The organism is Streptomyces sp. NPDC055815, from assembly GCF_053616475.1.
In genome coordinates, this window is record NZ_JBSHDU010000036.1 from 29985 (window position 1) to 54517 (window position 24533).

Annotated in this window: 23 protein-coding genes, 1 tRNA gene and 1 riboswitch; of the genes, 9 read left to right on the plus strand and 15 right to left on the minus strand. The window is 71.0% G+C overall.

Going from position 1 to position 24533, the window contains the following annotated elements; all coding sequences use genetic code 11:
• The first annotated feature begins 19 nt into the window (after positions 1 to 19).
• The gene (locus ACWGN5_RS22795; RefSeq protein ID WP_453518056.1) at positions 20 to 391 is read left to right on the plus strand and encodes a hypothetical protein; all 372 of its coding nucleotides are present in this window, start codon (positions 20 to 22) and stop codon (positions 389 to 391) included.
• 13 nt (positions 392 to 404) lie between these two features.
• Here the strand turns inward: ACWGN5_RS22795 and ACWGN5_RS22800 are convergent, their stop codons facing one another.
• From ACWGN5_RS22800 to ACWGN5_RS22810, 3 genes are all read right to left on the minus strand, one after another.
• Positions 405 to 1238, minus strand: a complete 834-nt coding sequence (locus tag ACWGN5_RS22800; protein WP_453518058.1) for a MurR/RpiR family transcriptional regulator — start codon at positions 1236 to 1238, stop codon at positions 405 to 407.
• Positions 1239 to 1300: 62 nt separating this feature from the next.
• Positions 1301 to 1774 (minus strand): hypothetical protein, encoded by a 474-nt coding sequence (locus ACWGN5_RS22805; protein ID WP_453518060.1) that lies wholly within the window; start codon positions 1772 to 1774, stop codon positions 1301 to 1303.
• Between the two features lie 322 nt (positions 1775 to 2096).
• A complete protein-coding gene (locus tag ACWGN5_RS22810) occupies positions 2097 to 3485 on the minus strand; it encodes a cystathionine beta-synthase (RefSeq protein ID WP_453518062.1) in 1389 nt (462 codons plus the stop codon).
• A gap of 104 nt (positions 3486 to 3589) precedes the next feature.
• Here ACWGN5_RS22810 and ACWGN5_RS22815 point away from each other — a divergent pair, with 104 nt between their 5' ends.
• The 3 genes from ACWGN5_RS22815 to ACWGN5_RS22825 all read left to right on the plus strand — a co-directional run bounded on the left by ACWGN5_RS22815 (position 3590) and on the right by ACWGN5_RS22825 (position 7506).
• Positions 3590 to 4588 carry an SGNH/GDSL hydrolase family protein gene (locus ACWGN5_RS22815; protein WP_453518065.1) on the plus strand — a complete coding sequence of 333 codons (999 nt, stop codon included), beginning with the start codon at positions 3590 to 3592 and terminating at the stop codon, positions 4586 to 4588.
• Positions 4589 to 5105: 517 nt separating this feature from the next.
• Complete coding sequence (locus ACWGN5_RS22820; protein ID WP_453518068.1) at positions 5106 to 6326, plus strand: acetyl-CoA C-acetyltransferase; 1221 nt, start codon at positions 5106 to 5108, stop codon at positions 6324 to 6326.
• 346 nt (positions 6327 to 6672) lie between these two features.
• Positions 6673 to 7506, plus strand: coding sequence for a hypothetical protein (locus ACWGN5_RS22825; protein WP_453518071.1), 834 nt, complete (start codon positions 6673 to 6675; stop codon positions 7504 to 7506).
• A gap of 16 nt (positions 7507 to 7522) precedes the next feature.
• On the opposite strand, the gene ACWGN5_RS22830 is transcribed toward ACWGN5_RS22825, so the two are convergent.
• Entirely contained in the window at positions 7523 to 7852 is a 330-nt protein-coding gene (locus ACWGN5_RS22830) for a hypothetical protein (protein WP_453518074.1), read from the minus strand.
• Positions 7853 to 7961: 109 nt separating this feature from the next.
• Here ACWGN5_RS22830 and ACWGN5_RS22835 point away from each other — a divergent pair, with 109 nt between their 5' ends.
• Complete coding sequence (locus ACWGN5_RS22835) at positions 7962 to 8192, plus strand: DUF4287 domain-containing protein (RefSeq protein ID WP_453518076.1); 231 nt, start codon at positions 7962 to 7964, stop codon at positions 8190 to 8192.
• Between the two features lie 18 nt (positions 8193 to 8210).
• Here ACWGN5_RS22835 and ACWGN5_RS22840 read toward each other — a convergent pair whose 3' ends face one another.
• Complete coding sequence (locus tag ACWGN5_RS22840; RefSeq protein WP_453518078.1) at positions 8211 to 9083, minus strand: alpha/beta fold hydrolase; 873 nt, start codon at positions 9081 to 9083, stop codon at positions 8211 to 8213.
• A gap of 102 nt (positions 9084 to 9185) precedes the next feature.
• Here ACWGN5_RS22840 and ACWGN5_RS22845 point away from each other — a divergent pair, with 102 nt between their 5' ends.
• Complete coding sequence (locus ACWGN5_RS22845; RefSeq protein ID WP_453518081.1) at positions 9186 to 9746, plus strand: TetR/AcrR family transcriptional regulator; 561 nt, start codon at positions 9186 to 9188, stop codon at positions 9744 to 9746.
• A gap of 97 nt (positions 9747 to 9843) precedes the next feature.
• Here the strand turns inward: ACWGN5_RS22845 and ACWGN5_RS22850 are convergent, their stop codons facing one another.
• Positions 9844 to 10746: a Bax inhibitor-1/YccA family protein gene (locus tag ACWGN5_RS22850; protein WP_453518084.1), complete on the minus strand. Its 903-nt coding sequence runs from the start codon at positions 10744 to 10746 to the stop codon at positions 9844 to 9846.
• A 184-nt stretch (positions 10747 to 10930) separates the two neighbouring features.
• Between ACWGN5_RS22850 and ACWGN5_RS22855 the strand changes: the two genes are divergently transcribed.
• Entirely contained in the window at positions 10931 to 11545 is a 615-nt protein-coding gene (locus tag ACWGN5_RS22855; protein ID WP_453518086.1) for a hypothetical protein, read from the plus strand.
• Positions 11546 to 11553: 8 nt separating this feature from the next.
• Here the strand turns inward: ACWGN5_RS22855 and ACWGN5_RS22860 are convergent.
• Positions 11554 to 11638, minus strand: a tRNA-Leu gene (locus ACWGN5_RS22860).
• 391 nt (positions 11639 to 12029) lie between these two features.
• Here ACWGN5_RS22860 and ACWGN5_RS22865 point away from each other — a divergent pair.
• Together ACWGN5_RS22865 and ACWGN5_RS22870 are read left to right on the plus strand one after the other, a co-directional pair.
• Entirely contained in the window at positions 12030 to 12800 is a 771-nt protein-coding gene (locus ACWGN5_RS22865; RefSeq protein WP_453518089.1) for an ABC transporter ATP-binding protein, read from the plus strand.
• A gap of 53 nt (positions 12801 to 12853) precedes the next feature.
• Positions 12854 to 15388: an ABC transporter permease gene (locus ACWGN5_RS22870; RefSeq protein ID WP_453518092.1), complete on the plus strand. Its 2535-nt coding sequence runs from the start codon at positions 12854 to 12856 to the stop codon at positions 15386 to 15388.
• Between the two features lie 55 nt (positions 15389 to 15443).
• Here the strand turns inward: ACWGN5_RS22870 and ACWGN5_RS22875 are convergent, their stop codons facing one another.
• The 8 genes from ACWGN5_RS22875 to ACWGN5_RS22910 form a co-directional block, all read right to left on the minus strand.
• On the minus strand, positions 15444 to 16736 hold the full coding sequence (locus tag ACWGN5_RS22875) for a class I SAM-dependent methyltransferase (protein WP_453518095.1): 1293 nt from the start codon (positions 16734 to 16736) through the stop codon (positions 15444 to 15446).
• Positions 16737 to 16914: 178 nt separating this feature from the next.
• A complete protein-coding gene (locus ACWGN5_RS22880) occupies positions 16915 to 18300 on the minus strand; it encodes an NAD(P)/FAD-dependent oxidoreductase (RefSeq protein ID WP_453518097.1) in 1386 nt (461 codons plus the stop codon).
• A 370-nt stretch (positions 18301 to 18670) separates the two neighbouring features.
• A complete protein-coding gene (locus ACWGN5_RS22885) occupies positions 18671 to 19585 on the minus strand; it encodes a Ppx/GppA phosphatase family protein (protein ID WP_453518100.1) in 915 nt (304 codons plus the stop codon).
• Positions 19582 to 20124: a DUF501 domain-containing protein gene (locus tag ACWGN5_RS22890; RefSeq protein WP_453518102.1), complete on the minus strand. Its 543-nt coding sequence runs from the start codon at positions 20122 to 20124 to the stop codon at positions 19582 to 19584. Before ACWGN5_RS22890 ends, ACWGN5_RS22885 begins: the two co-directional genes overlap by 4 nt.
• 38 nt (positions 20125 to 20162) lie before the next feature.
• On the minus strand, positions 20163 to 20633 hold the full coding sequence (locus ACWGN5_RS22895; RefSeq protein WP_453518104.1) for an FtsB family cell division protein: 471 nt from the start codon (positions 20631 to 20633) through the stop codon (positions 20163 to 20165).
• A gap of 90 nt (positions 20634 to 20723) precedes the next feature.
• Complete coding sequence (eno, locus tag ACWGN5_RS22900) at positions 20724 to 22010, minus strand: phosphopyruvate hydratase (RefSeq protein WP_369144621.1); 1287 nt, start codon at positions 22008 to 22010, stop codon at positions 20724 to 20726.
• A 309-nt stretch (positions 22011 to 22319) separates the two neighbouring features.
• Positions 22320 to 23024 (minus strand): transglycosylase family protein, encoded by a 705-nt coding sequence (locus ACWGN5_RS22905; RefSeq protein ID WP_453518106.1) that lies wholly within the window; start codon positions 23022 to 23024, stop codon positions 22320 to 22322.
• Positions 23025 to 23027: 3 nt separating this feature from the next.
• Positions 23028 to 23201, minus strand: a riboswitch (cyclic di-AMP (ydaO/yuaA leader).
• 258 nt (positions 23202 to 23459) lie between these two features.
• On the minus strand, positions 23460 to 24479 hold the full coding sequence (locus tag ACWGN5_RS22910; RefSeq protein WP_453518109.1) for a transglycosylase family protein: 1020 nt from the start codon (positions 24477 to 24479) through the stop codon (positions 23460 to 23462).
• Between the last annotated feature and the right edge of the window lie 54 nt (positions 24480 to 24533).

The following is a 24533-nucleotide window of genomic DNA, read 5'->3' on the forward strand; positions in this document are numbered from 1 at the left end:
AAGGAAGAAGAACGACACCATGGCGAACACCGAGACCTCCCTCAAGGAAGCGGCCCAGATCGAAGGCACGATCGGCGCGGCCCTCGTCGACTACACCAGCGGCATGGCGCTCGGCACGATCGGCGGCAGCAAGGAGCTCGACCTCAACATGGCCGCGGCGGGCAACACCGACGTCGTCCGGGCCAAGGTCCGGGCGATGGAGATGCTGGGCCTCAACGACGATATCGAGGACATCCTCATCACCCTCGGCAACCAGTACCACCTGATCCGGCTCCTCAAGGGGCGCGGCACCAACGGCCTCTTCCTCTACCTGGCGCTCGACAAGAACCGGGCGAACCTGGCGATGGCCCGCCACCAGCTGAAGAAGATCGAGGCCGAGCTGGAGGTCTGACCTCCCTCCGCCGCTACTCGACGAACAGGCCCCGGGCCGCCGCCTTCGTGTCGAACTCCTCCAGACGCGCCTGCGCGTCGGGGAGTTCGTCGGCCATGGCCTCCAGGAGGACCCGGCCGAGGAGCATCGGCGCGCAGGCCGTGTCGAAGGCGAGTCCGGTGCCCACGGCGGCCGGGATGAGCAGGTCGCTGTGGGCGGCGACGGGCGCGAAGGCCGACTCGGCGACGGTCACGACGGTGAGCCCGGCCGCCCGCGCGTACTCCAGGGCCTCGACGACCTCCTTGGGGTGCCGGGGCAGCGCGAAGCAGAGCAGGGCCGTGGCCCCGGCCCGTACGGCCGCGTCGATGCGGTCCGTGAGCATCGAGCCGCCCTCGTCGAGGAGCCGGACGTCCGGGTGCACCTTGGCGGCGAAGTAGGCGAAGCCCCGGGCCTGCGAGGAGGCGGCCCGCAGACCGAGCACGGCCAGCGGCCGGGACGCGGCGAGCAGCCGGCCCGCCTTCTCGACGGGTGCGGGGTCGGCGAGGAGTCCGGCGAGGTGCTGGAGGTTCTCGATCTCGGCGAGCACGGCCTGCTGGTACTCGTTGTGGCCGGAGGTCTCCTCGGCGGCCGCGGGCATGCTGTCCCGCAGGTGCTTGCGGAGCGCCGGGTAGCCGTCGAAGCCGAGGGCGACGGCGAAGCGGGTGACGGAGGGCTGGCTGACGCCGGCGAGCTCGGCGAGCTCGACGCTGGACAGGAACGGCACGTCGCCGGCGCGCCGGACCATGCAGTGCGCGATCCGCCGCTGCGTCGGCGTCAGCCGGTGCCCCTCGAAGAGCGCCTGCAGCCGACCGGCCGGGCTGTCGCTCATGCCGCCCCCTTCATCTATTCACGCATGGAAGACCTTGTATAAGGATATGCAGGAACTCGGCCTCAGGGCGAGGGGCGGTCGGCCACCGCCGTACAGGACTCCCCCGGGCCGTGGGCCGTGACCCGGGGCCGGTCCGTCTCCGTGAGCTCGATGCTGAAGCAGCGGGTGGCCATGGCCTCGGCCGGGCCGAAGACGACCACGGTCCGCTCGTACGGGCGGGAGAACCGCACGAGGACCCGGGTGCCGTGCTCCGTGGGACGCACCTCCGCGAGCGCCCCGAGGCGCGGGCCGCCGTCGGCGGACCGGTCGAGGGCGTCCCGCACGTCCTGCGCGGAGGGCGTGCCGCCCTCGGCGGCGAGGATCTCGGCGAACCGCGCCGCGTCCGCCCGGGTGGCCTCGAAGGCCTCGTCCTCCCGGCCGGACTCACGGACCCGGGCGAGGACGAAGAAGGCGGCGACCGCCACGGCGGGGACGAGCAGAACCGCGGCCAGGACCTTGGCCCAGAACGGGGTTCCGCCTCTGCGTTCGAATGTCACTGGTTCGGGAGGCTACCCGGGGAGGACCCGGGAGCGCAGGCGAACGGGCCCCCGCGTGAGCGAGGGCCCGTCGGCGTCGTGCGAGGCGCTTGGCGCGGGGACCGCCGCACCCCCGGTGACGGGGGGCGGGACGACGGCGGTCCCCGCGAGGGACACGGGACCGGGTCAGGGCCGGTCACCGCGTCCGCGGCGTCTGTGGAGGCCCGGGAGCCGCTCCGGAAGTCCGTGACGCCGACGACCACCAATGTGCCGGACGCGTGTTAAGCCGGTGCTGCGGGTACGTGTCGCCCTCGTACCAGTTGCACGAACTGCTGCGTACCGCCTACTTCGATCCGCCGTTGGCCAGGAAGGCCAGCAGGTCCTGACGGCTCACGACACCGGTCGGCTTGCCCTCGACCAGCACGATCGCCGCGTCGGCGGACTCGCCGAGGACGGCCATCAGGGCGGCGACCGGCTCGCCGGAGCCGACCTGCGGCAGCGGCGCGCTCATGTGCTGCTCCAGCGGGTCCTCCAGGGAGGCCTTCTTGGTGAACAGGTGGTCCAGGAGCTCGCGCTCGACGACCGAGCCGACGACCTCGGCGGCCATGACGTCGGGGTGGCCGGCGCCGGGCTTCACGATGGGCATCTGGGAGACGCCGTACTCGCGCAGCACCTCGATGGCCTGGCCGACGGTCTCGTCCGGGTGCATGTGGACGAGCGAGGGCAGGCCGCCCTCCTTGTGGCGCAGCACGTCGGCGACGGTGGCGGTGGAGGTGTCCTCCAGGAAGCCGTGGCCGGCCATCCACTCGTCGCTGAAGATCTTCGACATGTAGCCGCGGCCCGAGTCCGGAAGCAGCACGACGACGACGTCGTCGGGGCCGAGCTCCCTGGCGACCTCCAGGGCCGCGACGACCGCCATGCCGCAGGAACCGCCGACGAGCAGGCCCTCCTCCTTGGCGAGGCGGCGGGTCATCTGGAACGAGTCCTTGTCGGACACGGCGACGATCCGGTCCGTGACGTTCCGGTCGTACGCGGTCGGCCAGAAGTCCTCGCCGACGCCCTCGACCAGGTACGGACGGCCGGAACCGCCCGAGTAGACCGAGCCCTCCGGGTCCGCGCCGATGACCTTCACCTTCCCGCCACTGACCTCCTTGAGGTAGTTGCCGGTGCCGGAGATGGTGCCGCCGGTACCGACGCCCGCGACGAAGTGGGTGATCTTCCCGTCCGTCTGCTCCCAGAGCTCGGGACCGGTCGTCTCGTAGTGCGAACGCGGGTTGTTCGGGTTCGAGTACTGGTCGGGCTTCCAGGCGCCCGGCGTCTCACGGACGAGGCGGTCCGAGACGTTGTAGTACGAGTCGGGGTGCTCGGGGTCGACGGCCGTGGGGCAGACCACGACCTCCGCGCCGTAGGCCCGCAGCACGTTGATCTTGTCGAGCGACACCTTGTCCGGGCAGACGAAGATGCACTTGTAGCCCTTCTGCTGGGCCACGATCGCCAGGCCGACGCCGGTGTTGCCGGACGTGGGCTCGACGATGGTGCCGCCGGGCTTGAGCGCGCCGCTCTCCTCGGCCGCCTCGATCATGCGCACGGCGATCCGGTCCTTGACCGAGCCGCCGGGGTTGAAGTACTCGACCTTGGCCAGAACGGTCGCCTGAATGCCCGCTGTGACGTTGTTGAGCTTCACCAGCGGGGTGTTGCCGACGAGGCTGATCATCGAGTCGTGGAATTGCACCGTAATCTCCGGGGTCTCCGTAATGGTGTGGCCAGCGTATGCGTAGTCGGAGCGGGTTACGGGGCAGTTAGACCCTGAACGGCTTGAAGGAGGTGACGGCCCCCATGTCGAGGGCGAGGGTGGCGCGGCGGATCGCGGCGGGTGCGGCGTACGGCGGCGGGAGCATCGGGCTGGTCGGGGTGGCGGCGGTGGGGGTCCTCCTGGCCGAGGCACAGCTGGCCAAGCGCACGGTCTACGGCGCACCGGCACCGCTGCCGCCGGTGGCGGACGGCCTCTACGGCCGCGCGTTCGGCACGGAGGACCCGCTGCGGCTGGCCCTTCTGGGTGATTCCACCGCGGCGGGCCAGGGGGTGCGCCGCTCGGGTCAGACACCGGGCGCGCTGCTCGCCTCCGGGCTCGCGGCGGTGGCGGAGCGGCCGGTGGTGCTGCGGAACGTTGCGCTCTCGGGAGCGCGCTCGGACGATCTGGAGCGGCAGGTCTCGCTGCTCCTCGCGCAGCCGCTCGGGCCGCCGGACGTGTGCGTGATCATGATCGGCGCGAACGACGTGACGCACCGGCTGCCGGCGACCGAGTCGGTACGGCTCCTCGCCTCGGCCGTACGGCGGCTGCGGACGGCCGGCGCGGAGGTGGTGGTCGGCACCTGCCCGGATCTCGGCACGATCGAGCCGGTCTACCAGCCGCTGCGCTGGCTGGCCCGGCGGGCCTCGCGGCAGCTGGCCGCGGCGCAGACGATCGTGGTCGTGGAGCAGGGAGGCCGGACCGTGTCGCTCGGGGACCTCCTCGGCCCCGAGTTCGCGGCGAACCCGCGCGAGATGTTCGGGATCGACAGCTTCCACCCCTCGGCGGAGGGGTACGCGACGGCGGCGATGGCGGTCCTGCCGACGCTGTGCGCGGCGCTGGGCGTCTGGCCGGAAACGGACCGGCTGGAGCCGGCGCGGCGGGAGGACATGCTGCCGGTGGCGAAGGCGGCGGCGGAGGCGGCGCGGGAGGCGGGGACGGAGGTCACGGGTGCGCGCGCGCCGTGGGCCCTCCTGAAGCACCGCCGGCGGCGCCGCCTCCCGGTCCCCACGGAAACCCCCACCCCGGAGGACGCCCAGGCGTAGCCCCGTTGTGGGCCTGCGTTCCGCCGGGGCGGCACCCACCCCGTTGTGGGCCTGCGTTCCGCCGGGGCGGTGCCCACCCGCCCGGACGGTGCCCACCCCGTTGTGGGCAGGCGTTCCGCAAGGGGCGGAACGGGTGGGCACAACGGAACGGCGCCCCTGCCGGCGCCAGAGGCTCCCGCGCCTGGACCCGCACCACCGGCGGCGGCACCCTTGAGGTGCGGGTCGGGGCACGGAACGCGGAGGCGCCGCTGGAGGGCGCCGTCCCGTGTGCCCACCCTCCCCCAAGCTCTCGGCTTCGCTCGAGCAGGGGGGACCCCCATCGCCCCAGCGGGACGATTGCCCACACGGGGGCGGGGCACCGCACAGGCAGGCGCGGGCCACACACGGGCGGAGGCCCGGAGGCTGAGCGCTCGCTTAGAAAAGAGGTCCGTGTCACACCCTTCCGGCGGTGACCCGTGCGGTACGTGCGGGTAACTTCCCTTTCAGTCCGCCCACTCCGCACCCTCATGGAGCCGTCATGCCCGAAGCCGTGATCGTCTCGACCGCCCGCTCGCCCATCGGCCGGGCCTTCAAGGGCTCCCTCAAGGACCTGCGGCCGGACGACCTCACCGCGACCATCATCCAGGCCGCCCTGGCCAAGGTGCCGGAGCTGGACCCGCGCGACATCGACGACCTGATGCTCGGCTGTGGCCTCCCCGGCGGCGAGCAGGGCAACAACCTGGGCCGGATCGTCGCCGTGCAGATGGGCATGGACCACCTGCCGGGCTGCACGATCACCCGCTACTGCTCCTCCTCGCTGCAGACCTCCCGCATGGCGCTGCACGCGATCAAGGCGGGCGAGGGCGACGTCTTCATCTCGGCCGGCGTCGAGATGGTGTCCCGCTTCGTGAAGGGCAACTCGGACTCGCTGCCCGACACGCACAACCCCTTCTTCGCCGACGCCGAGGCCCGCACCGCGCAGGTCGCCGCCTCCGAGGGCTCCACCTGGCACGACCCGCGCGAGGACGGCATCGTCCCGGACGCGTACATCGCGATGGGCCAGACCGCCGAGAACCTGGCCCGCTGGAAGGGCATCAGCCGCCAGGAGATGGACGAGTTCGGCGTACGGTCGCAGAACCTCGCCGAGCAGGCCATCAAGAACGGCTTCTGGGAGCGGGAGATCACCCCGGTCACGCTGCCGGACGGCACGGTCGTGTCCACGGACGACGGCCCGCGCGCCGGCGTCACCCTGGAGGGCGTGCAGGGCCTCAAGCCGGTCTTCCGCCCCGACGGCCTGGTCACCGCCGGCAACTGCTGCCCGCTGAACGACGGCGCCGCCGCGCTCGTGATCATGTCCGACACGAAGGCCCGCGAGCTGGGTCTGACCCCGCTGGCCCGGATCGTCTCCACCGGCGTCTCCGGCCTCTCCCCGGAGATCATGGGCCTCGGCCCGGTCGAGGCCTCGAAGCAGGCCCTCAAGCGCGCCGGGCTGACCATCGGCGACATCGACCTCGCCGAGATCAACGAGGCCTTCGCCGCCCAGGTGATCCCGTCCTACCAGGACCTGGGCCTCGACCTGGACAAGGTGAACGTCAACGGCGGTGCCATCGCCGTCGGCCACCCCTTCGGCATGACCGGCGCCCGCATCACCGGCACGCTGATCAACAGCCTCCAGTTCCACGACAAGCAGTTCGGTCTGGAGACCATGTGCGTCGGCGGCGGCCAGGGCATGGCGATGGTCATCGAGCGACTGAGCTGAGCCGTAGCGGCACCTGCCCGCAGCGGTGGCGAAGCTCAGTGCGACCAAGAAAGCGAGCGACTGAGCTGAGCCGCCCGAACTGACCCGGCTCCGGATCCCCCGCTCTCCACGGACCGAGCGCGTCAACCGCTCCGCGTCCGAGCCGTGACCGAATCTCCCCCAGGATGTGACCTATATCCCGGGGGAGTTCGTTTTCCCAGGTCAGAGCCGTTTCGGGACTAAACACCTGGCAGAAATACCTGTCCAATTCGTGACGTAATGCACTGACAGCGGGCACCACCCCAGGACAAGCTGATGTAGGAAGTCGGGGGATCGACTCGGAATCGGGAGTACGTCAGTGAGCGCCATGTCTCTTGCCCTGCTGCTGACCACGGCCGCTGCCACGGCCGTGGGCGCTGCTGCCCTGCACGCCGTCCACGGTCTCCGCAAGGAGGTCACCGCCCTCCGGGGCGAGCTGGCCGCCGGTCACGGTGCCACGGTCCCCGCGGCCCGCGCCACGCCCGCCGCCGAGATACGGGCCGCGGTCGCCGAGGCGCTGGCCGAGGAGCGCGAGCGCGAGCTCGCGGAGGCGCGCGCCTTCTGGGCCGCGCAGGAGGCCCGTGACGCGGCCGACGCCCCGTCCCTGCTGGGCGGTCTGGGCGGCCCGGTCGACGACGGCACGCTCTTCGTGCCGCGCCAGGCCGACTTCGTGGGCCTGGAGGCGATGGCCCTGGAGGCCATGGAGGCGGAGGCCGCCGCGCTCGACGGCCCCGACCCGCTGGAGGCCTTCGACTCCTTCGACGAGTACCCCGAGGACTCGGCGGAGCTGGCCGCGGCCCGCCGCCGGCACCCCTCGCACCCGGACTTCGTGCCGGTGCAGACGCCCGTCGTGACGGACCACGAGCGGACGGTGGCCCGCCTTGAGGAGCTCGCGGACACCCGTACCGCGCTCACCGACGTGCGCCCGGGCCCGCTCGGCACCCTCGACGTGTACGTCTTCGCGGACGGCACCACGCTCTGTATGACCCCGGGTCACCGCGAGACCGCGGAGCGCCTCGCGGAGGCCCTGCGGGCCGGTCGCACCCCGGTGCTGCTCGGCGGTTCGGGCGTCTCGGGCGCCTTCGCCCTGACCTTCTCGTACGGCGACTCGGACGAGGAGAACGTCTACATCCTCGCCGACCGCGTCATCGCCTCCCTCTGACGTCCACCAGGCGGCGTCAGAGCCCCGAGCGCTCCGCCGCCTCCCGTACCAGCCTCACGGCCTCGTCCAGCTCCGCCTCGCGGGAGCCGGCCGGGGCCGTTCGCAGGATTTCGGCCAGATCGTTCCCGGCGACGGCGAGCTGGTCGCCGACCACGAAGAGGCCCGCCTCCGGCATGATCCTGGGCTCCCGGTCCGGGGCCTCGGCGCGCTGGGCGCGCACCGACAACTCCCTGGCCAGGGCCAGGCCTTCGGCCGCCGCGGTCTGCTTGAGGCGGCTCTGCGGGGCCGCCCGCAGCCGGTCGGCGAACCGCTCGACGGCGGCGGTCAGTTCACTCGTATCAGGCACCCCGCGACCCTACGCGCCCTCCCGGGCCCCTTGCCAACGGCCGAAGGCTTCGGCACGGTGACCTGAAGGAGTACGAGAAGCACACGGTACGAAGCGTCCGGAGGCGCCGATGTCCCACACTTTCTCCGAAGAGACCCACCGCAACCTGTTGGCCCGGATCCCGCGCCGCACCGGTCGTGAGATCGCCGACTGGATGCGCACCGTCGAGGAGGGTCCCTCCCTCCTCCGCTTCGAGGAGCGGGTCAACTGGCTCCGCGGGGCGCACGAGCTGGCGTACGGCCACGCGAAGGCGATCATCCACGAGTACGACCTGCGGCGGGCGGCCCGCAGACTGCTCTGATCCGGGGCCGGCGGCGCGTCACTTCACGTGCCGGCCGAGGAAGTCGCGGACGAGTGCGGCGATCTCCTCGCCGTGGGTCTCCAGGGCGAAGTGCCCGGCGTCCAGGAGGTGGATCTCGGCGTCGGGCAGGTCGCGGGCGAAGGCCTCCGCACCGGCCGGCCCGAAGATCTCGTCGCCGCGCCCCCAGGCCGCGAGCAGCGGCGGCCGGTGGGTGCGGAAGTACTCCTGGAAGGCCGGGTAGCCGTCCAGGTTGAACTGGTAGTCCCAGAAGAGCTGGAGCTGGATCTCCTTGTTGCCGGGCCGGTCGAGGCCGGCCTGGTCGAGGGTCCAGGTCTCGGGGCCGATCCGGTCGAGCCGGTCGGCGGGGACCCCGTGGGTGTACTGCCAGCGGGTGGCCTCGGCGGTCAGCAGTTCCCGTACGCCGGCCTCGTTCGCCGCCCGGTCCTCGGCGTGGGCGAAGAGCACGTCCCAGAAGGGCGTGAACCCCTCCAGGTAGGCGTTGCCGCTCTGGCTGACGATCGCGGTGACGCGCTCGGGGTGGCGGGAGGCGATCCGCAGGCCGATCGGCGCTCCGTAGTCCTGGATGTAGAGCGCGAACCGCTCCACGCCCAGCTGGTCGAGGAGGCCGAGGGTCATCTCGGTGAGCTTCTCGAAGCTGTACGTGAAGTCCTCGACGGCCGGTGCGGCGGAGGCGCCGAAGCCGATGTGGTCCGGGGCGATCAGGTGGTACGCGTCGGCGAGCTCGGCGATGAGCCCCCGGTACATGTGCGAGCTGGACGGGAAGCCGTGCAGCAGCACGAGGGTGGGGTTCGCCGGGTCGCCGGCCTCCCGGTAGAAGACGTCGAGCCCGTCGACGGTGGCGGTGCGGGCACGCAGGTTGAACGCGGACATGGCTGACTCCCCGTTTCCGGATCCGATCGGGAGAACGGTCGTTCTCCCGATGCCCTGTAGACTACGAGAACGATGGTTCTCCACGCAAGGGGTGATCGGACGATGGACGCGGAAACCGCCGAGCTGAAGCTGCTCGACACCGCGGAACGGCTCTTCGACGAGCGGGGGGTGCAGGCCGTCGGCATGGACGCCATCCGCACCGCGTCGGGGGTCTCCCTGAAGCGGCTCTACCAGGTCTTCCCGTCCAAGGACCTGCTCGTCGAGGCCGTCCTGAGGCGCCGCGACGAGACCGTACGGTCCGACCTGACCGCGCACGGCGCCCGGACCGCCGACGGGCCGTACGAGCGGGCCCTCGCGGTCTTCGACTGGCTGGCAGGCTGGTTCGCGGAGCCGGAGTTCCGCGGCTGCGCCTTCATCAACACCTTCGGCGAGCTCGGCGGGGTCGCCCCGGCGGTCACCACGATCGCCCGCGACCACAAGGAGGCCCTGCGGGCCTACTTCGCGGAGCAGACGGACGCCCTCGGCGCCCCGCCCGTCCTCGCCGACCAGCTGGCCCTGCTCGCCAACGGCGCCATGGCCGTCGCGGGCATCACCGGCTCCGCCGAACCGGCCGCGCAGGCCAAGGCCGCGGCCCGCGTCCTGCTCGACTCCGCGGCCTCCTAGACGCACGGAAAGACGCGCGGAAGACAACACGGAAGACACACGAAAGGGCCCGCCCGGCACGAAGCCGGACGGGCCCTCCCCCGAGTCAGGGGGTGCGTCAGTCGTCGCCCTGCAGGATCGACAGCAGACGCAGCATCTCCAGGTAGATCCACACCAGGGTCATGGTGAGACCGAAGGCGGCCAGCCAGGCCTCCTCGCGCGGCGCGCCGTAGGTCACGCCGTCCTCGACCTGCTTGAAGTCGAGGGCCAGGAAGCAGGCACCGAGGATGATGCCGACGATGCCGAAGACGATGCCGAGGCCACCGCTGCGGAAGCCGAGGCCGTCACCACCGGCGAAGACCGCGAACAGCAGGTTGGCCACCATGAGCAGCGTGAAGCCGATCGCGGCGGCGATCACGAAGCCGTAGAAGCGGCGGGTGACGCGGATCCAGCCCATCTTGTAGGCGATGAGCACGCCGGCGAAGACCGCCATCGTGCCCAGGACCGCCTGGATGACCACGCCGTCGGCGATGTACGTCGAGACGGCGGCCGAGATGACGCCGAGGAAGACGCCCTCGAAGGCCGCGTAGCCCAGGATCAGCGCGGGAGACGGCTTGCGCTTGAAGGACTGCACCAGCGACAGGACCAGGGCGACCAGGGCGGCGCCGATGGCGATGCCGTAGGACTTGCCGAGGTTCGCCGGGTCGACCGGCAGCAGCAGCCAGGACAGGACGGCGGTGAGCACGACCGTGCCGAGCGTCATGGCCGTACGGCTCACGACGTCGTCGATCGTCATCACGTTGCCGCGGGCCTGCTGCGGGGCGCCGAGCTGGACGTCCTGCGGGGCGTACGGGTTGGTGGCGTACGGGTTCGCCTCGCCCTGGGCGTAGGGGTTGCCCTGGGCGTACGGGTTGGTTCCGACGGCGGGGCCCCCGGCCTGCGGCTGCTGCGCGTTGAAGCCCGCGTAGCCGGCGTCGCGGCTGAACCCCCGTCGCGAGAAGACCGGGTTGCTGCTCCTCATCTCACTCCTCCATGGCAAGACCGCACGGCGCGGTCTTGCGTCAAGAGTAATGGGTAGGCAAAAGGAACGCCCTAGTGCTCGGGGAGGATCTTTTCCCGTAAGTTTTCGATCTTCGTCGGCGGTGCGCCACCCCGCCCGGCCAGGCTCGTCCCGTACGGAACCACCCCCTCCACAGGAGAGCCCCATGGCCGCCGAACCGAACGAGACCTGGACCCTGCGCCACGCCACCGCGTGGGTCTTCACCGCGGACGGGCGCCTCACCAGGCCCGTGATCCTGGTCGGCGACGCCGGCACCGGACTCGCCGAGCTCGCCGCCGGCGCGGACCACGGCTCGTACTCGCTCCTCGCGGGGCTGAAGGCGCGCGGCCACGACCTGATCCTGCTCGGCCTGCCCGAGGACGGCTCCATGACCGGCGACGGCGGAACCGTCCAGAACACCGTGACCCGCGCGCTCGCGGAGAGCACGGGCGAGGCCCCGCTGACCGTCGGCGGCACCGGGCAGGGCGCCCTCGCCGCCCGCTACGCCCTCGCGGGCATGGAGTACCAGCGGATCGACCACCGGACGGGCGTCTTCTTCTCCCACAACGCCGCCGCTCCCGAGCTGGAGGACGAGGCCGAGCTGAGCCGGATGGGCGACAGGCCGCGGACCCCCGCGTTCCTGCGGCTCGTCGACAGCGGCGTGGACGACGGTCTGGACGAGGAGGCCGCCGACCGGACGATCATCGGCGGAGCGGGCCCGTCCGGCCCGCTCCTCTCCCAGGAGTACGGCTCCTGGCTGCTGGAGAACCTCCCGCGATAGCGAGACCGTGGTGCCCGGAACCGGACTCGAACCGGTACGGCCCGAAGGCCAGCGAGGTTTAAGCTCGCCGTGTCTGCATTCCACCACCCGGGCGTCGCCGCGAAGCTCCGCGTTGGCACATGAGCCTATCGGGACGGTTTCCCCCGATCAGCGGAACGTCGGCCCGATGTTGTCTTATTTTATTGACGTCTGAGGGTGCGTCAGTGCAGGTGGGGGGCCTTTCGCCAAACTGTGACAGGGGTCGCAGGCGCAAAGCGGCACCCCCTGGAATGACGAAAAGTCGCCGCAGGTCTGTCACCTCCGGGCGGCGGGTTCCCCGTCGTCCGGAGTCAGGGATCCCGTCATCCCAAAGGAGGAGGGACCGGACCTCCGGTCAGACTCGAGACGGCCCCCGGAACGGGCACGTGGGCGGACGACCCGGGGCGGAACGCTCGACACGATGGAGGGGTTCCCGAATCGCCGTCACAGTGACAGGAGTCCCCCCGTGACCACCACCCCCACCGTGTCCCGCGCCACCGCGGTGGCCGCCCGCGCCACGGATCTCACGAAGGTCTACGGACACGGCGAGACCCAGGTGGTCGCGCTCGACCGGGTCAGCGTGGACTTCCGGCAGGGCGAGTTCACCGCGATCATGGGCCCCTCCGGCTCCGGCAAGTCGACGCTCATGCACTGCGTCGCCGGCCTGGACTCCTTCTCCTCCGGCTCGGTCCGCATCGGCGAGACGGAGCTGTCCACCCTGAAGGACAAGCAGCTCACCCAACTGCGCCGGGACAAGATCGGCTTCATCTTCCAGGCCTTCAACCTGCTGCCGACGCTGACGGCCCTGGAGAACATCACGCTGCCCATGGACATCGCCGGCCGCAAGGCCGACAAGCAGTGGGTCCAGCAGGTCATCGACATGCTCGGCCTCTCCGGCCGGCTCAGCCACCGCCCGTCCGAGCTCTCCGGCGGCCAGCAGCAGCGCGTGGCCGTGGCCCGCGCCCTCGCCTCCCGCCCCGAGATCATCTTCGGCGACGAGCCGACCGGAAACCTGGACTCCCGCTCCGGCGCCGAGGTCCTCGGCTTCCTCCGCAACTCCGTACGCGAGCTGGGCCAGACCGTCGTCATGGTCACCCACGACGCGACGGCCGCCTCCTACGCGGACCGCGTCATCTTCCTCGCGGACGGCCGGATCGTCGACGAGATGCTCCGCCCCACGGCGGACGGCGTCTTCGACCGCATGAAGGCCTTCGACGCCAAGGGCCGTACGAGCTGACGCGGCGCCACGCCGCCACCGCCCGCCGCCCCCTCGAACTCCAGGACCCACCCATGTTCCGTACCGCCCTGCGCAACGTGCTCGCGCACAAGGCGAGGCTGCTGATGACCGTCCTCGCCGTGATGCTCGGCGTGGCCTTCGTCTCCGGCACCCTCGTCTTCACCGACACCCTCTCCCACGCCTTCCGCAACCAGTCGGCCAAGAGCTACGACGACGTCGCCGTCGCCGTCAGCATGCGGCCGACCGAGGAGGAGGCCCGCAAGCACCCCGGCCTCTCCCAGGCGGACGTCGACAAGGTCACGAAGCTCGACGGCGTCGCCTCCGCCACCCCCCGCGTCGACGGCTTCGCCGGCGTGCCCGACAAGAACGGCAAGCTGATCGGCCTGGGCTGGGCCAACAAGGGCACCAACTTCGCCCCCGGCAAGGACGGCAAGGACGCCGCGTACACCTTCACGACCGGCGGCGGCCCCGCCGAGGCCGGCCAGATCGCCCTGGACGAGGCCACCGCCGCCAAGGGCGGCTACAAGGTCGGCGACCGCGTCCGCGTCGCCACCAACGGCCCGGTGAAGGAGTACACCCTCTCCGGCGTCTTCACGACCGAGGACGGCTCCGTCAACGCCGGCGGCAGCCTCGTCGTCTTCGACAGCGCCGTCGCCCAGAAGCTCTACCTGAAGCCCGGCTACTTCTCGGACCTGACGGTCACCTCCACCCCCGGCACGAACGACGACAAGCTCCTCGACGAGGTCCTGAAGGTCGTCCCGAAGGCCGCCACCGCCCAGACCGGGCAGGCCCTCGCCGACCAGCAGGCCAAGGACATCGAGGCCGGGCTCGGCGCCTTCAACCAGATGCTGCTCGCCTTCGCCGGCATCGCCCTCTTCGTCGGCGTCTTCCTGATCTCCAACACCTTCACCATGCTGGTCGCGCAGCGCACCAAGGAACTCGCCCTGATGCGCGCCGTCGGCGCCTCCCGCAAGCAGATCACCCGCTCCGTCCTCGCCGAGGCCGGACTCGTCGGCCTGGTCGCCTCCGCCATCGGCTACGTCCTGGGCATCGGCCTCGCCGTCGGGCTCCGCTCCGCGATGGCCGCCTTCGAACTGAAGGTGCCGGACGGCCCGCTGATCCTCAAGGCGACCCCGGTCCTCGCCGCCTTCGGCGTCGGCGTCCTGATCACCATGCTCGCCGCCTGGCTGCCCGGCCGCCGCGCCGCGAAGATCCCGCCGGTCGCCGCGATGAGCAGCGTCCACGCCACCGCCAGCACCAAGTCGCTCGTCGTCCGCAACTCCATCGGCGCCGCGCTCACCGCCATCGGTGCCGTCCTCATCGTGCTCGGCGCCGGCAAGGGCGGCGACGACGGCCGCATGCTCATCGCGGGCGGCGCGTTCCTCACCCTCATCGGCGTGATCGTGCTGATCCCGATGCTGTCCCGGCCCGTGATCGCCGTGATCCGCCCGTTCTTCGTGTCGGTCTTCGGGGTCTCCGGCAAGCTCGCCGGCCTCAACGCGGTCCGCAACCCGCGCCGCACCGGCGCCACCGCCTCCGCGCTCGCCATCGGCCTGACCCTGGTCACCGGCCTCTCGGTGATCGGCACGACCGTCGGCTCGGCCCTCGACAGGATGACGGTCGACCAGATCAGGGCCGACTACATGATCACCATGGCCGGCGGCTCCCAGGGCCTCAGCGAGGACGCCCTCGCGGCCCTGGCGAAGGCCCCGGGCGTCACGGCGGTCTCCCCGCAGCAGGCCGGCGCCCTCGACATCAAGGGCAGCTTCGTCTCGGCCTCCGGCGTCACCCCCGGCGACATCGAGAAGGTCCTCAAGATCGACGTCGTGAACGGCTCGCTCGCCTCCCTCCGCGAGGGGAAGATCGCCGTCGCCGAGAAGACCGCCCAGAGCCGCGGCCTGAAGGTCGGCGACACCGTCCCCGTCGAGTTCCTGGACAAGGCGAAGGACAAGCTCACGATCGGCGCGGTCTACGCGGACAGCGAGTTCCTCTCGCCCGTCCTGATCGACCACCGGACGATCGACGCCCACGAGCAGCAGCCCTACACCCCGCAGATCTTCGTCTCGATGGACGGCGGCGCGTCCGACGCCAACGCGAAGGCCCTGTCGAAGGCGCTCGGCGACAACCCGGCGATCACCGTCCTCGACAAGAAGGACATCCGTGACACCTTCGGCGGCCAGATCAACCTGCTCCTGAACATCGTCTACGGCCTGCTCGGCATGGCCCTGATCATCGCCATCCTCGGCGTCGTCAACACCCTCGCGATGTCCGTCTTCGAGCGCCAGCAGGAGATCGGCATGCTCCGCGCGATCGGCCTCGACCGGCGCCGCGTGAAGCGGATGGTCCGTCTGGAGGCCGTCGTCATCTCGGTGTTCGGCGCGGTCGTCGGCATCGGTCTGGGCGCCTTCCTCGGCTGGGCGATCGGCGAGACCTTCAAGAACAGCCTGCCGGGCTACTCCCTGGTCCTGCCCTGGGACCGGATCGGGCTCTTCCTGGTCCTGGCCGGCGTGGTCGGTGTCCTCGCCTCCCTGTGGCCGGCCCGGAGCGCGGCGAAGCTGAACATGCTCTCCGCCATCAAGGCCGAGTAGCACGTACGGACACGAAGGGCCGGTCTCCCCGTCGGGAGACCGGCCCTTCCTCGTCTCACTCCTGCCAGACGCGCGGCCGCAGCGCCGTCCCGCTCGCCCCGGAGACGGGGGTCTTCACCGCGAGGAACTGGTTCACGCCGATCCGGTTGCGCTCGAAGGAGACCGCCGAGGCCGCCATGTAGAGCCGCCAGATCCTGGCCCGGCCGGGCGAGGTGAGCCGGACCGCCCGGTCCCAGTCGGCCTCCAGGTTGGCCACCCAGCGGCGCAGGGTGAGCGCGTAGTGCTCGCGGATCGCCTCCACGTCCCGGACCTCGAAGCCGGCGTCCTCCAGGGTCGTCAGGGTGCGGCCCATGGGGGCGAGTTCGCCGTCGGGGAAGACGTACGCGTCGATGAAGGCGTCGACCTCGTAGGCCTCCTCGTCGGGCTCGGGGCGCCGGGAGATCTGGTGGTTCAGGAGCCGCCCGCCGGGCTTGAGGAGGGCGTACAGGTCGTCGGCGTACTCCCGGTACTTCGCGGCGCCGACGTGCTCGGCCATGCCGATCGAGGAGATCGCGTCGTACGGGCCGTCGGTGACGTCGCGGTAGTCCTGGACCCGGATCTCGATCAGGTCGGTGAGGCCCTCCTCGGCGACCCTCTTGCGGGCGTAGGCGGCCTGTTCGCGGGAGAGGGTGACGCCGACGACCCTGGCGCCGTACGCGCGGGCGGCGTGGATGGCCATGGAGCCCCAGCCGCAGCCCACGTCGAGGAGCCGGTCGCCCTCCTTGAGGTTCAGCTTGCGGGCGATGAGGTCCAGCTTGTCGCGCTGGGCGTCCTCAAGGGTGCCGTCCTCGGTCCAGTACGCGCACGAGTAGACCATCGAGGGGCCGAGGACCAGCTCGTAGAAGTCGTTGCCCACGTCGTAGTGGTGACTGATCGCCTGCTTGTCGCGGCGCTTGCTGTGCCGTCTGCCGTGACGGCCGCGCATCTCCTCGGCCGGGGGCTGCGGCGGCGGCAGCGGCCCGGCGAGCCGCAGCAGGGCACCGGCCGCGGCACGGAGCTTGGGATCGCGTACGGAGTCCAGCAGGCCCCGCGTCTCCTCGCCGCGCTCCCACAGGAGGCCGGAGAGGCGGTCCAGGAGCTCGTGGAGGTCGCCCTCGACGTCGATCTCGCCGGCCACCCAGGCGCGGGCCAGGCCCAGTTCGCCGGGCTTCCAGATCATCCTCCGCAGGGCCCGGCGGTCGCGGACGATCAGGACGGGGCCGCCGGCGGGGCCGGCTTCACTGCCGTCCCAGGCTCGCAGTCGGACCGGGAGCGGTCCTCCGAGGAGTTCCTCGGCGAGAGTCGTCAGCCGCGACGCGGCGTCGGCCATGGTGCACACCTCCGTGATCTCGTGCCCCAGAAATGCTCGTCACCAAGGGAACACCGTCCGTAGGCGTTTGCAGTCCCGCCGCAGCGCAACGAGTCGGCAAAACACGCGAAGGGCCGTCCGCACCACGGATGGCGGACGGCCCTTTTACGGCCTTGCGTGTACTACGGGTACTGCGGTGTTACGAGGCCTTGGCCTTCTCCTGCGCCGGGGCGGCCGGCGCCGGGGCGGGCTTGGCCGCCTCGTAGAACTCCTCGCGCGGCGTCTCCATGGCACCGAGCGACACGACCTCGCGCTTGAGGAACATGCCGAGGGTCCAGTCGGCGAAGACGCGGATCTTGCGGTTGAACGTCGGCATCGCCATGCCGTGGTAGCCACGGTGCATGTACCAGGCGAGACGGCCCTTGAGCTTGATCTTCATCTTGCCCATGACGATCATCGCGACGCCCTTGTGCAGACCGAGGCCGGCCACAGCGCCCTTGTTGGCGTGGCTGTACTCCTTCTGCGGGAAGCCGCGCATGCCGGCCACCACGTTGTCGCCGAGGACCTTGGCCTGGCGCAGGGCGTGCTGGGCGTTCGGCGGGCACCAGGCGCGCTCGCGCGGGACGCCGGCCTTGATCGCGGCCATGTCCGGGACCTGGGCGTTGTCGCCCGCGGCCCAGACGTAGTCCATGCCGTTGACCTGGAGCTTCTCGTTGCAGTCCACGTGGCCGCGGGGGCCGAGCGGCAGACCGAAGCGGGCGAGCGCCGGGTTCGGCTTCACACCGGCGGTCCAGACGATCGTGTTGGAGTCGACCTCGAGGCCGTTCTTCAGCACGACGTGACCGTCGACGCAGGAGTCCATGGAGGTCTCGAGGTAGATCTCGATCCCGCGGGACTCCAGGTGCTCCTTGCCGTACTGGCCGAGCTTGGGGCCGACCTCGGGAAGGATCTTGTCGGCCGCGTCGACCAGGATGAAGCGCATGTCCTCGCGCGACACGTTCTGGTAGTACTTCGCGGCGTCGCGGGCCATGTCCTCGACCTCGCCGATCGTCTCGGCGCCGGCGAAGCCACCGCCGACGAAGACGAAGGTCAGCGCCTTGCGGCGGACCTCCTCGTCGGTGGTCGAGTCGGCCTTGTCGAGCTGCTCGAGGACGTGGTTGCGCAGGCCGATGGCCTCCTCGATGCCCTTCATGCCGATGCCCTGCTCGGCGAGACCGGGGATCGGGAAGGTGCGCGAGACCGCGCCCATCGAGATGACCAGGTAGTCGAACGGCAGCTCGTACGCCTCGCCGACGAGCGGCGCGATCGTGGCGACCTTGCGGTCCTGGTCGATGGTGGTGACCCGGCCGGTGAGCACCTCGGCTCCGCGGACGACGCGTCGCAGCGGGACGACGACGTGACGCGGGGAGATGCTGCCGGCGGCGGCTTCGGGGAGGAAGGGCTGGTAGGTCATGTACGACCGCGGGTCGACGACCGTGACGGTCGCCTCCGCGTAGCGCATCTTCTTGAGGATGCGCCGAGCTGCGTACAGGCCTACGTACCCGCCGCCTACTACGAGGATCCTGGGACGCTCCGTGGTGCTCATGAGATCGAGTATCCACCCCTCCTCAGGGGGGTGCTCGTGCGCCCCTTCACAAGCTCTCTGGACACCTCTGCTACACTCCGCCGCCCACGTGATCCACGTCATGGTCCTGCAAAGGAACCGGGGTGCACTGGTGAACGTTGTTCACCCCCCTTGAACTGGCCTGGAGAGCGGCCGTTAACGCTGAACCGGACTCCCGCTTCACACGATGGAAACATCGAGCGAATCGGCCTCCGCACCTGCGAAAGGGCCCCGTGACGCCCCCCGGAGGGCCTAATGACCTTCCTCGGACGCCATCGGGGCCCTTTTCCTTGTGAAGAACTTCACGAACCTTTTCCGACGGGGTGTCGCCGGGGGGCTCGATAGCCGTCCGCTATGCCACGGATAGGGCGATCCCATCGAGAATGTCGTGCTCGCTGACGACGACCTCGCGGGCCCCGACGCGCTCCACGATCTCCCTCAGGACGAGGGCGCCGGCGATGATCACGTCGACCCGGCCGGGGTGGATGACGGGGATCGCGGCCCGCTCCTCGTGGGTGGAGGCGAGGAGCCGCTCGGTCACCTCGGCGACCTGCGCGGCGGAGATCCGGGAGTGGTGGACCTTCTCGGAGTCGTACTCGGGGAGCCCGAGGGCGATCGCGGCGACCGTGGTGACCGAGCCGGCGAGCCCGACGAGGGTCTCGGCCGCGTCGATCGGGACGGTCTCGGCGGCCAGGTCGAGCGCGGTACGGACGTCGGCGCGGATCGCGGCGACCTCCTCGGCGGTCGGCGGGTCGTGGCGGACGTGCCGCTCGGTGAGCCGGACGCAGCCGATGTCGACGGAGCGGGCGGCCTCGACGTGCTGGTTGCCGACCACGAACTCGGTGGAGCCGCCGCCGATGTCCACGACGAGGCGACGGTCGTCCCCGTGCAGCTCGCCGGTGGCGCCGGTGAAGGAGAACTCGGCCTCCTGGTCGCCGGTGATGACCTCGGGCTCGACGCCCAGGATCTCCACGACGCCGTCCACGAAGTCCTGGCGGTTCTCGGCGTCGCGGGAGGCGGAGGTGGCGACGAAGCGGATCCGCTCGGCGCCCAGCTCCTCGATGATCCCGGCGTACTCGCGACAGGCCGCGAAGGTGCGCTCCAGGGCCTCGGGGGCGAGCCGGCCGGTCTTGTCGACGCCCTGCCCGAGCCGGACGATCGTCATCCGCCGGTCCAGCTCGATCAGGTCACCCGTCTCGGGGTGGACGTCGGCGACGAGGAGGCGGATGGAGTTCGTACCGCAGTCGATTCCGGCGACCCGGGTCACTTCTCCTCGCCCTCCTTCTCGTCCCCGCACGGGTTCACGCAGGGGCCCTTCGCCCACCACTCCGGCAGCATCGCGAGCGCCTCGTCGCCGAAGGGGTTCACGCCCGGTCCCGCGGCCAGCGAGTGGCCGACGAGGACGTGCAGGCACTTGACCCGGTCGGGCATGCCGCCGGCGCTCGGGAAGCCCTCCAGGACCTCGATGGCGTCACGGCGGGCGATGTAGTCCTCGTGCGCGGCCCGGTAGGCGGCGGCGAGCTCCGGGTCGGTGGCGAGCCGGGCCTGCATCTCCTTCATGACCCCGTTGGCCTCCAGGGTGCCGATGGCCGAGGCCGCCCGGGGGCAGGTCAGGTAGTACGTCGTCGGGAACGGCGTGCCGTCGGGGAGCCGGGGCGCGGTCTCGACGACGTCCGGGTTGCCGCACGGGCAGCGGTGCGCGATGGCGCGCAGGCCGCGGGGCGGGCGGCCGAGCTGGAGCTCGAAGGCGGCGATGTCCGTCTCGGTGGGCTCGGTGCGTTCGGTCTGCGGAGGGGGCGTTTCCATGTTTTTCTCGGTTGCCTTGCTCGTGTGTCGCGGAGGGGTCAGGGACGGTCGGCGTGGTCGACGCCGTCCCAGAGGTTGTCGTACCAGGGGCGCTCGGCCGCGCCCTGGTCGGCGCGGGGCCGTTGCTCCGCGTCGGGGTCGTTCACGGTGAAGCCGGTCTCGCCGGGGAGCACGTAGTGCAGGTGCTCGCGGGCGAGGCGGCGGACGTAGGCCGGGTCCTGGAGGCGGGCCTTCTCGTCCTTCAGCTCCTCGACCCGCCGGGCGGCCTCGGCGGCCCTGCGCTCCTGCTCGGCGATCTCGCCCTGCTGGGAGACGTAGCTCCGCATCGGGTAGGCGAGGGCCACGACGAGGGAGCAGACCACGAGGGCGAGGAATGCCGCGCGGCCGGTGAGCCGGGAGCGGCGGGCCTGGCGGCGGGTCTGGGAGCGGTAGACACGGGCGGCGGTCTGCTCGCCGAACAGCTTGATCCGGGTCGCGGTCGAGAACCGGTCCCGGTCCTTCGCGGCCATGTCGTGTCGCCTCCCCTGTTCATACGTACGTCCCCGCACACGGTACGGGACCGAGTACGGGGACGGACGTAACTACAGCGTCAGGACAGGTCAGCCCTTGAAGCGCGGGAAGGCGCTGCGGCCGGCGTAGACCGCGGCGTCGTCGAGGATCTCCTCGATGCGCAGGAGCTGGTTGTACTTGGCGACGCGGTCCGAGCGGGCCGGGGCGCCGGTCTTGATCTGGCCACAGTTCACGGCGACCGCGAGGTCGGCGATGGTGACGTCCTCGGTCTCGCCGGAGCGGTGGGACATCATGCACTTGAAGCCGTTGCGCTGGGCGAGCTCGACGGCGTCCAGGGTCTCGGTCAGGGAGCCGATCTGGTTGACCTTGACCAGGAGGGCGTTGGCGGTGCCCTCCTCGATGCCGCGGGCGAGGCGCTCCGGGTTGGTGACGAAGAGGTCGTCGCCGACGATCTGGACCTTGGTGCCCAGCTTGTCGGTGAGGATCTTCCAGCCGGCCCAGTCGTCCTCGAACAGCGGGTCCTCGATGGAGACCATCGGGTACGCGGAGACGAGCTCCTCGTAGTACTCGGTCATCTCGGCGGCCGAGCGGGACTTGCCCTCGAACTCGTACGCGCCGTCCTTGTAGAACTCGGACGCGGCGACGTCGAGCGCGAGCGCGACGTCGGTGCCCGGGGTGTAGCCGGCCTCCTTGATGGCCTCGACGATGAGGTCGAGGGCGGCGCGGTTCGACTCCAGGTTCGGGGCGAAGCCGCCCTCGTCGCCGAGGCCGGTGGAGAGGCCCTTGCGCTTCAGCACGCTCTTGAGCGTGTGGTAGATCTCCGCACCCCAGCGAAGGGCCTCGGAGAAGGACTCCGCGCCGATCGGGGCGATCATGAACTCCTGGATGTCCACGTTGGAGTCGGCGTGCGACCCACCGTTGAGGATGTTCATCATCGGAACGGGCAGCAGGTGCGCGTTCGGGCCGCCCAGGTAGCGGAAGAGCGGGAGGTCGCTGGCCTCGGAGGCGGCGTGCGCGACGGCGAGGGAGACGCCGAGGATGGCGTTGGCGCCGAGCGAGCCCTTGTTCTCGGTGGCGTCCAGGTCGAACATGGCCTGGTCGATCAGGCGCTGCTCGGTGGCGTCGTAGCCGACGAGCTCCGGGCCGATCTGCTCGATGACGGCGAGGACGGCCTTCTCGACACCCTTGCCCTGGTAGCGGTTCGGGTCACCGTCGCGAAGCTCGATGGCCTCGAACGCACCGGTGGAGGCGCCGGACGGAACAGCAGCACGGCCGGTGCTGCCGTCGTCGAGGCCGACCTCGACCTCGACCGTGGGGTTGCCTCGGGAGTCCAGGATTTCCCGGGCTACGACGACGTCGATGGACGGCACGAGCATCTCCTTCTGGGATGTGACGCTGGATGTGACGCAAGGTCGTGCAGGGTCGCGTGGCCTTGCGACAAGAGCCTAACCGGCTCGGGGGCTCCGGCCCGCCGTGCGCCCGCCCCCTGGGACGAAAAAGGACCCAAGGGCACGCATTGCGGGACGAAGGACCCCGAATCTACTGGACGGTAACCGCGGAGTCCCCATAAAAGGGGAAACCCCGGTCCGGCGCGCACGGGGGAAGGGGCACGCCGGACCGGGGTGGTCACCGCGGGAGGGTCGTCGGGGCCGCGTGAGCCGCCGGACTCACGCGAACCGCCGGGGTCACTTCAGGTGGAGCTGCTGACCCGGGTAGATGAGGTCGGCGTTCTCGACGACGTCCTTGTTCAGCTCGAAGAGCTTGGCCCAGCCGCCCTTGACGCCGTGCGCCTGGGCGATCTTGCTGAGGGTGTCGCCGGCGACGACCTTGTACTCGCCGTCACCCTTCTTGACCTTCTTGCCGGTCGGGGTGGTGACGGTCTTCGGGGCCTTGCGCTGCTCGCTGCGGGTGGTCGGCTGCTCGGCGCGACGCTCCTGCTGCTTGGGGGCGGCCTCCTGCTCGGGGGCGGCCTGCTGGGTCTGCTGCGGGGCGCTCTCGGCGGCGCCGCCGTCGTAGGCGGCGTTGGAGAGGCCGACGCCGCAGCTCGGCCAGGCACCCTTGCCCTGGCCCGCGAGGACCTTCTCGGCGACGGCGATCTGCTGGGCCTTCGAGGCCAGGTCGGCGCGCGGGGCGTAGGCGGTGCCACCGAAGGCGGCCCAGGTGGAGTTGGTGAACTGCAGGCCGCCGTAGAAGCCGTTGCCGGTGTTGATGGACCAGTTGCCGCCGGACTCGCACTGGGCGACGGTGTCCCACTCGGCGGTGGTGGCGGCGGAGGCGGTGCCCGCGGTCAGCAGCGGGGCGGCGACGGCGACACCGGTGACGCCGACGAGCGTGGCGACCTGGGCGGCCTTGGAGGGACGGCGGTGTTTGCCCTTGGCGGAAAACAGCATGGGAATTCTCCTCACCGACGCCTGTGAGGTGAGCTGTCGGGTTCGGGCCGGAAAGTTGCCCGGCCGCGTGTCCTTGCACGCGGCTTCACCCCAAGCCGGTCGTCGGCCGTCTGTCTCAACGGCCGGGACCGGCACTTACCTTGGGTCCCCCACTCCTGCCTTCGGCGCTTGCGCGACGACTGTTCCCATCGGCCGACGGCAGGATTCGGCGTTTCGGTCGACGGGGCCCGCGGTGGCGAGCGGTGACGACCGTAGACACAGACCCACCGGAAGTTCAAAGAGGCCCATTGCGGAAAAATCGCCCCTGCTTGCCCTCCGGTGGGCGGTGTTTGCGCAGGTGAGAGGTGACGGAAGCAAAGTTTGCGGACGTGACACGCCAGTTGGGGCGAAGAGACCCATGTCTCACTTGGCCAGAACCGGACATAAGCCCGCGAACTAACCCGCCGCCGCCGTCGAACCGATCGTCAGGTCAAGGCTCTGACCAGGGAGGATGAGGTCCGGATCGGCGCCCACCGTCCGCTTGTTGGCGTCGTAGAGGGCGGTCCAGCCTCCGGGGAGTTCGTTCTCCTCCGCAATGCCGGACAGGCTGTCGCCCGGGCGCACGGTGTACTCGCCCGAAGTGCCCTGACTGTCCGTTGCGTCCGAATTCGCCGCTTCGTCGGTCACCGGAGTGGCGTCGACCTTGCCCGCAGACCCGCCCGCGTGTCGGCCGGTTTCGGACGAGCTGCCCGTTGTGTCGGATTCCTCCGGGGCGGCCTCGCCCCGGTGCTTGCCGGTGCCGGGTGTGGCCGACGGCACGTCACCCTTGGGCGTCTCGGACGAATCCGGCGTACCGGGCGTAACGGAAGCGTCGGGCGTGACCGGGGTCGCGGGAGTGGTCGGCGCGGTCGGCGTGCTGGGCGAGGCCGGGGTGGCCGAGCTCGCCGGAGCGGTCGGCGTGACCGGCTTCACGGGGGCGGCGGGAGTGGCGGACCGCCCGGCGGACGACCCCTCACCCCCCGCGGTGCGGTTGGACTCGGGGAGGGGGCCCGTGGGGGTGGTCGGGACGACGGTCGGGCCGGGGTTCACACCGGTGGCCTTGCCGTCGTTCTTCAGGCCGGCGATCGGCGCGCAGGTGGCCCACTCGTTGCTGCCCGCGTCGAGCGCCTTCTCGGCCACCGCGATCTGCTGGGCACGGCTGGCGAGGTCGGGGCTGGGCGCGTACGCGAGACCGCCGTGCCGCTCCCAGCTGTCCTGGGTGAACTGGAGGCCGCCGTACATGCCGTTGCCGAAGTTGGCGCTCCACTGGCCGCCGGACTCGCACTCGGCGACCCGGTCCCAGGTGGCGGCGTCGGCGGCGGAGGCGGATCCGGTGGCGAGCAGCGGCAGCGCCATGGCGGATCCGGTGACGCCCGCGGCGACGACGATGGCGGGGGCCTGACGGGGGCGACGGTGTCGTCCGTTCCCGGAACGCATAGGAGGGCCTTTCGCGTGACGGCTGAGACTGCCGGGAAACGTAGCGGTATTCGA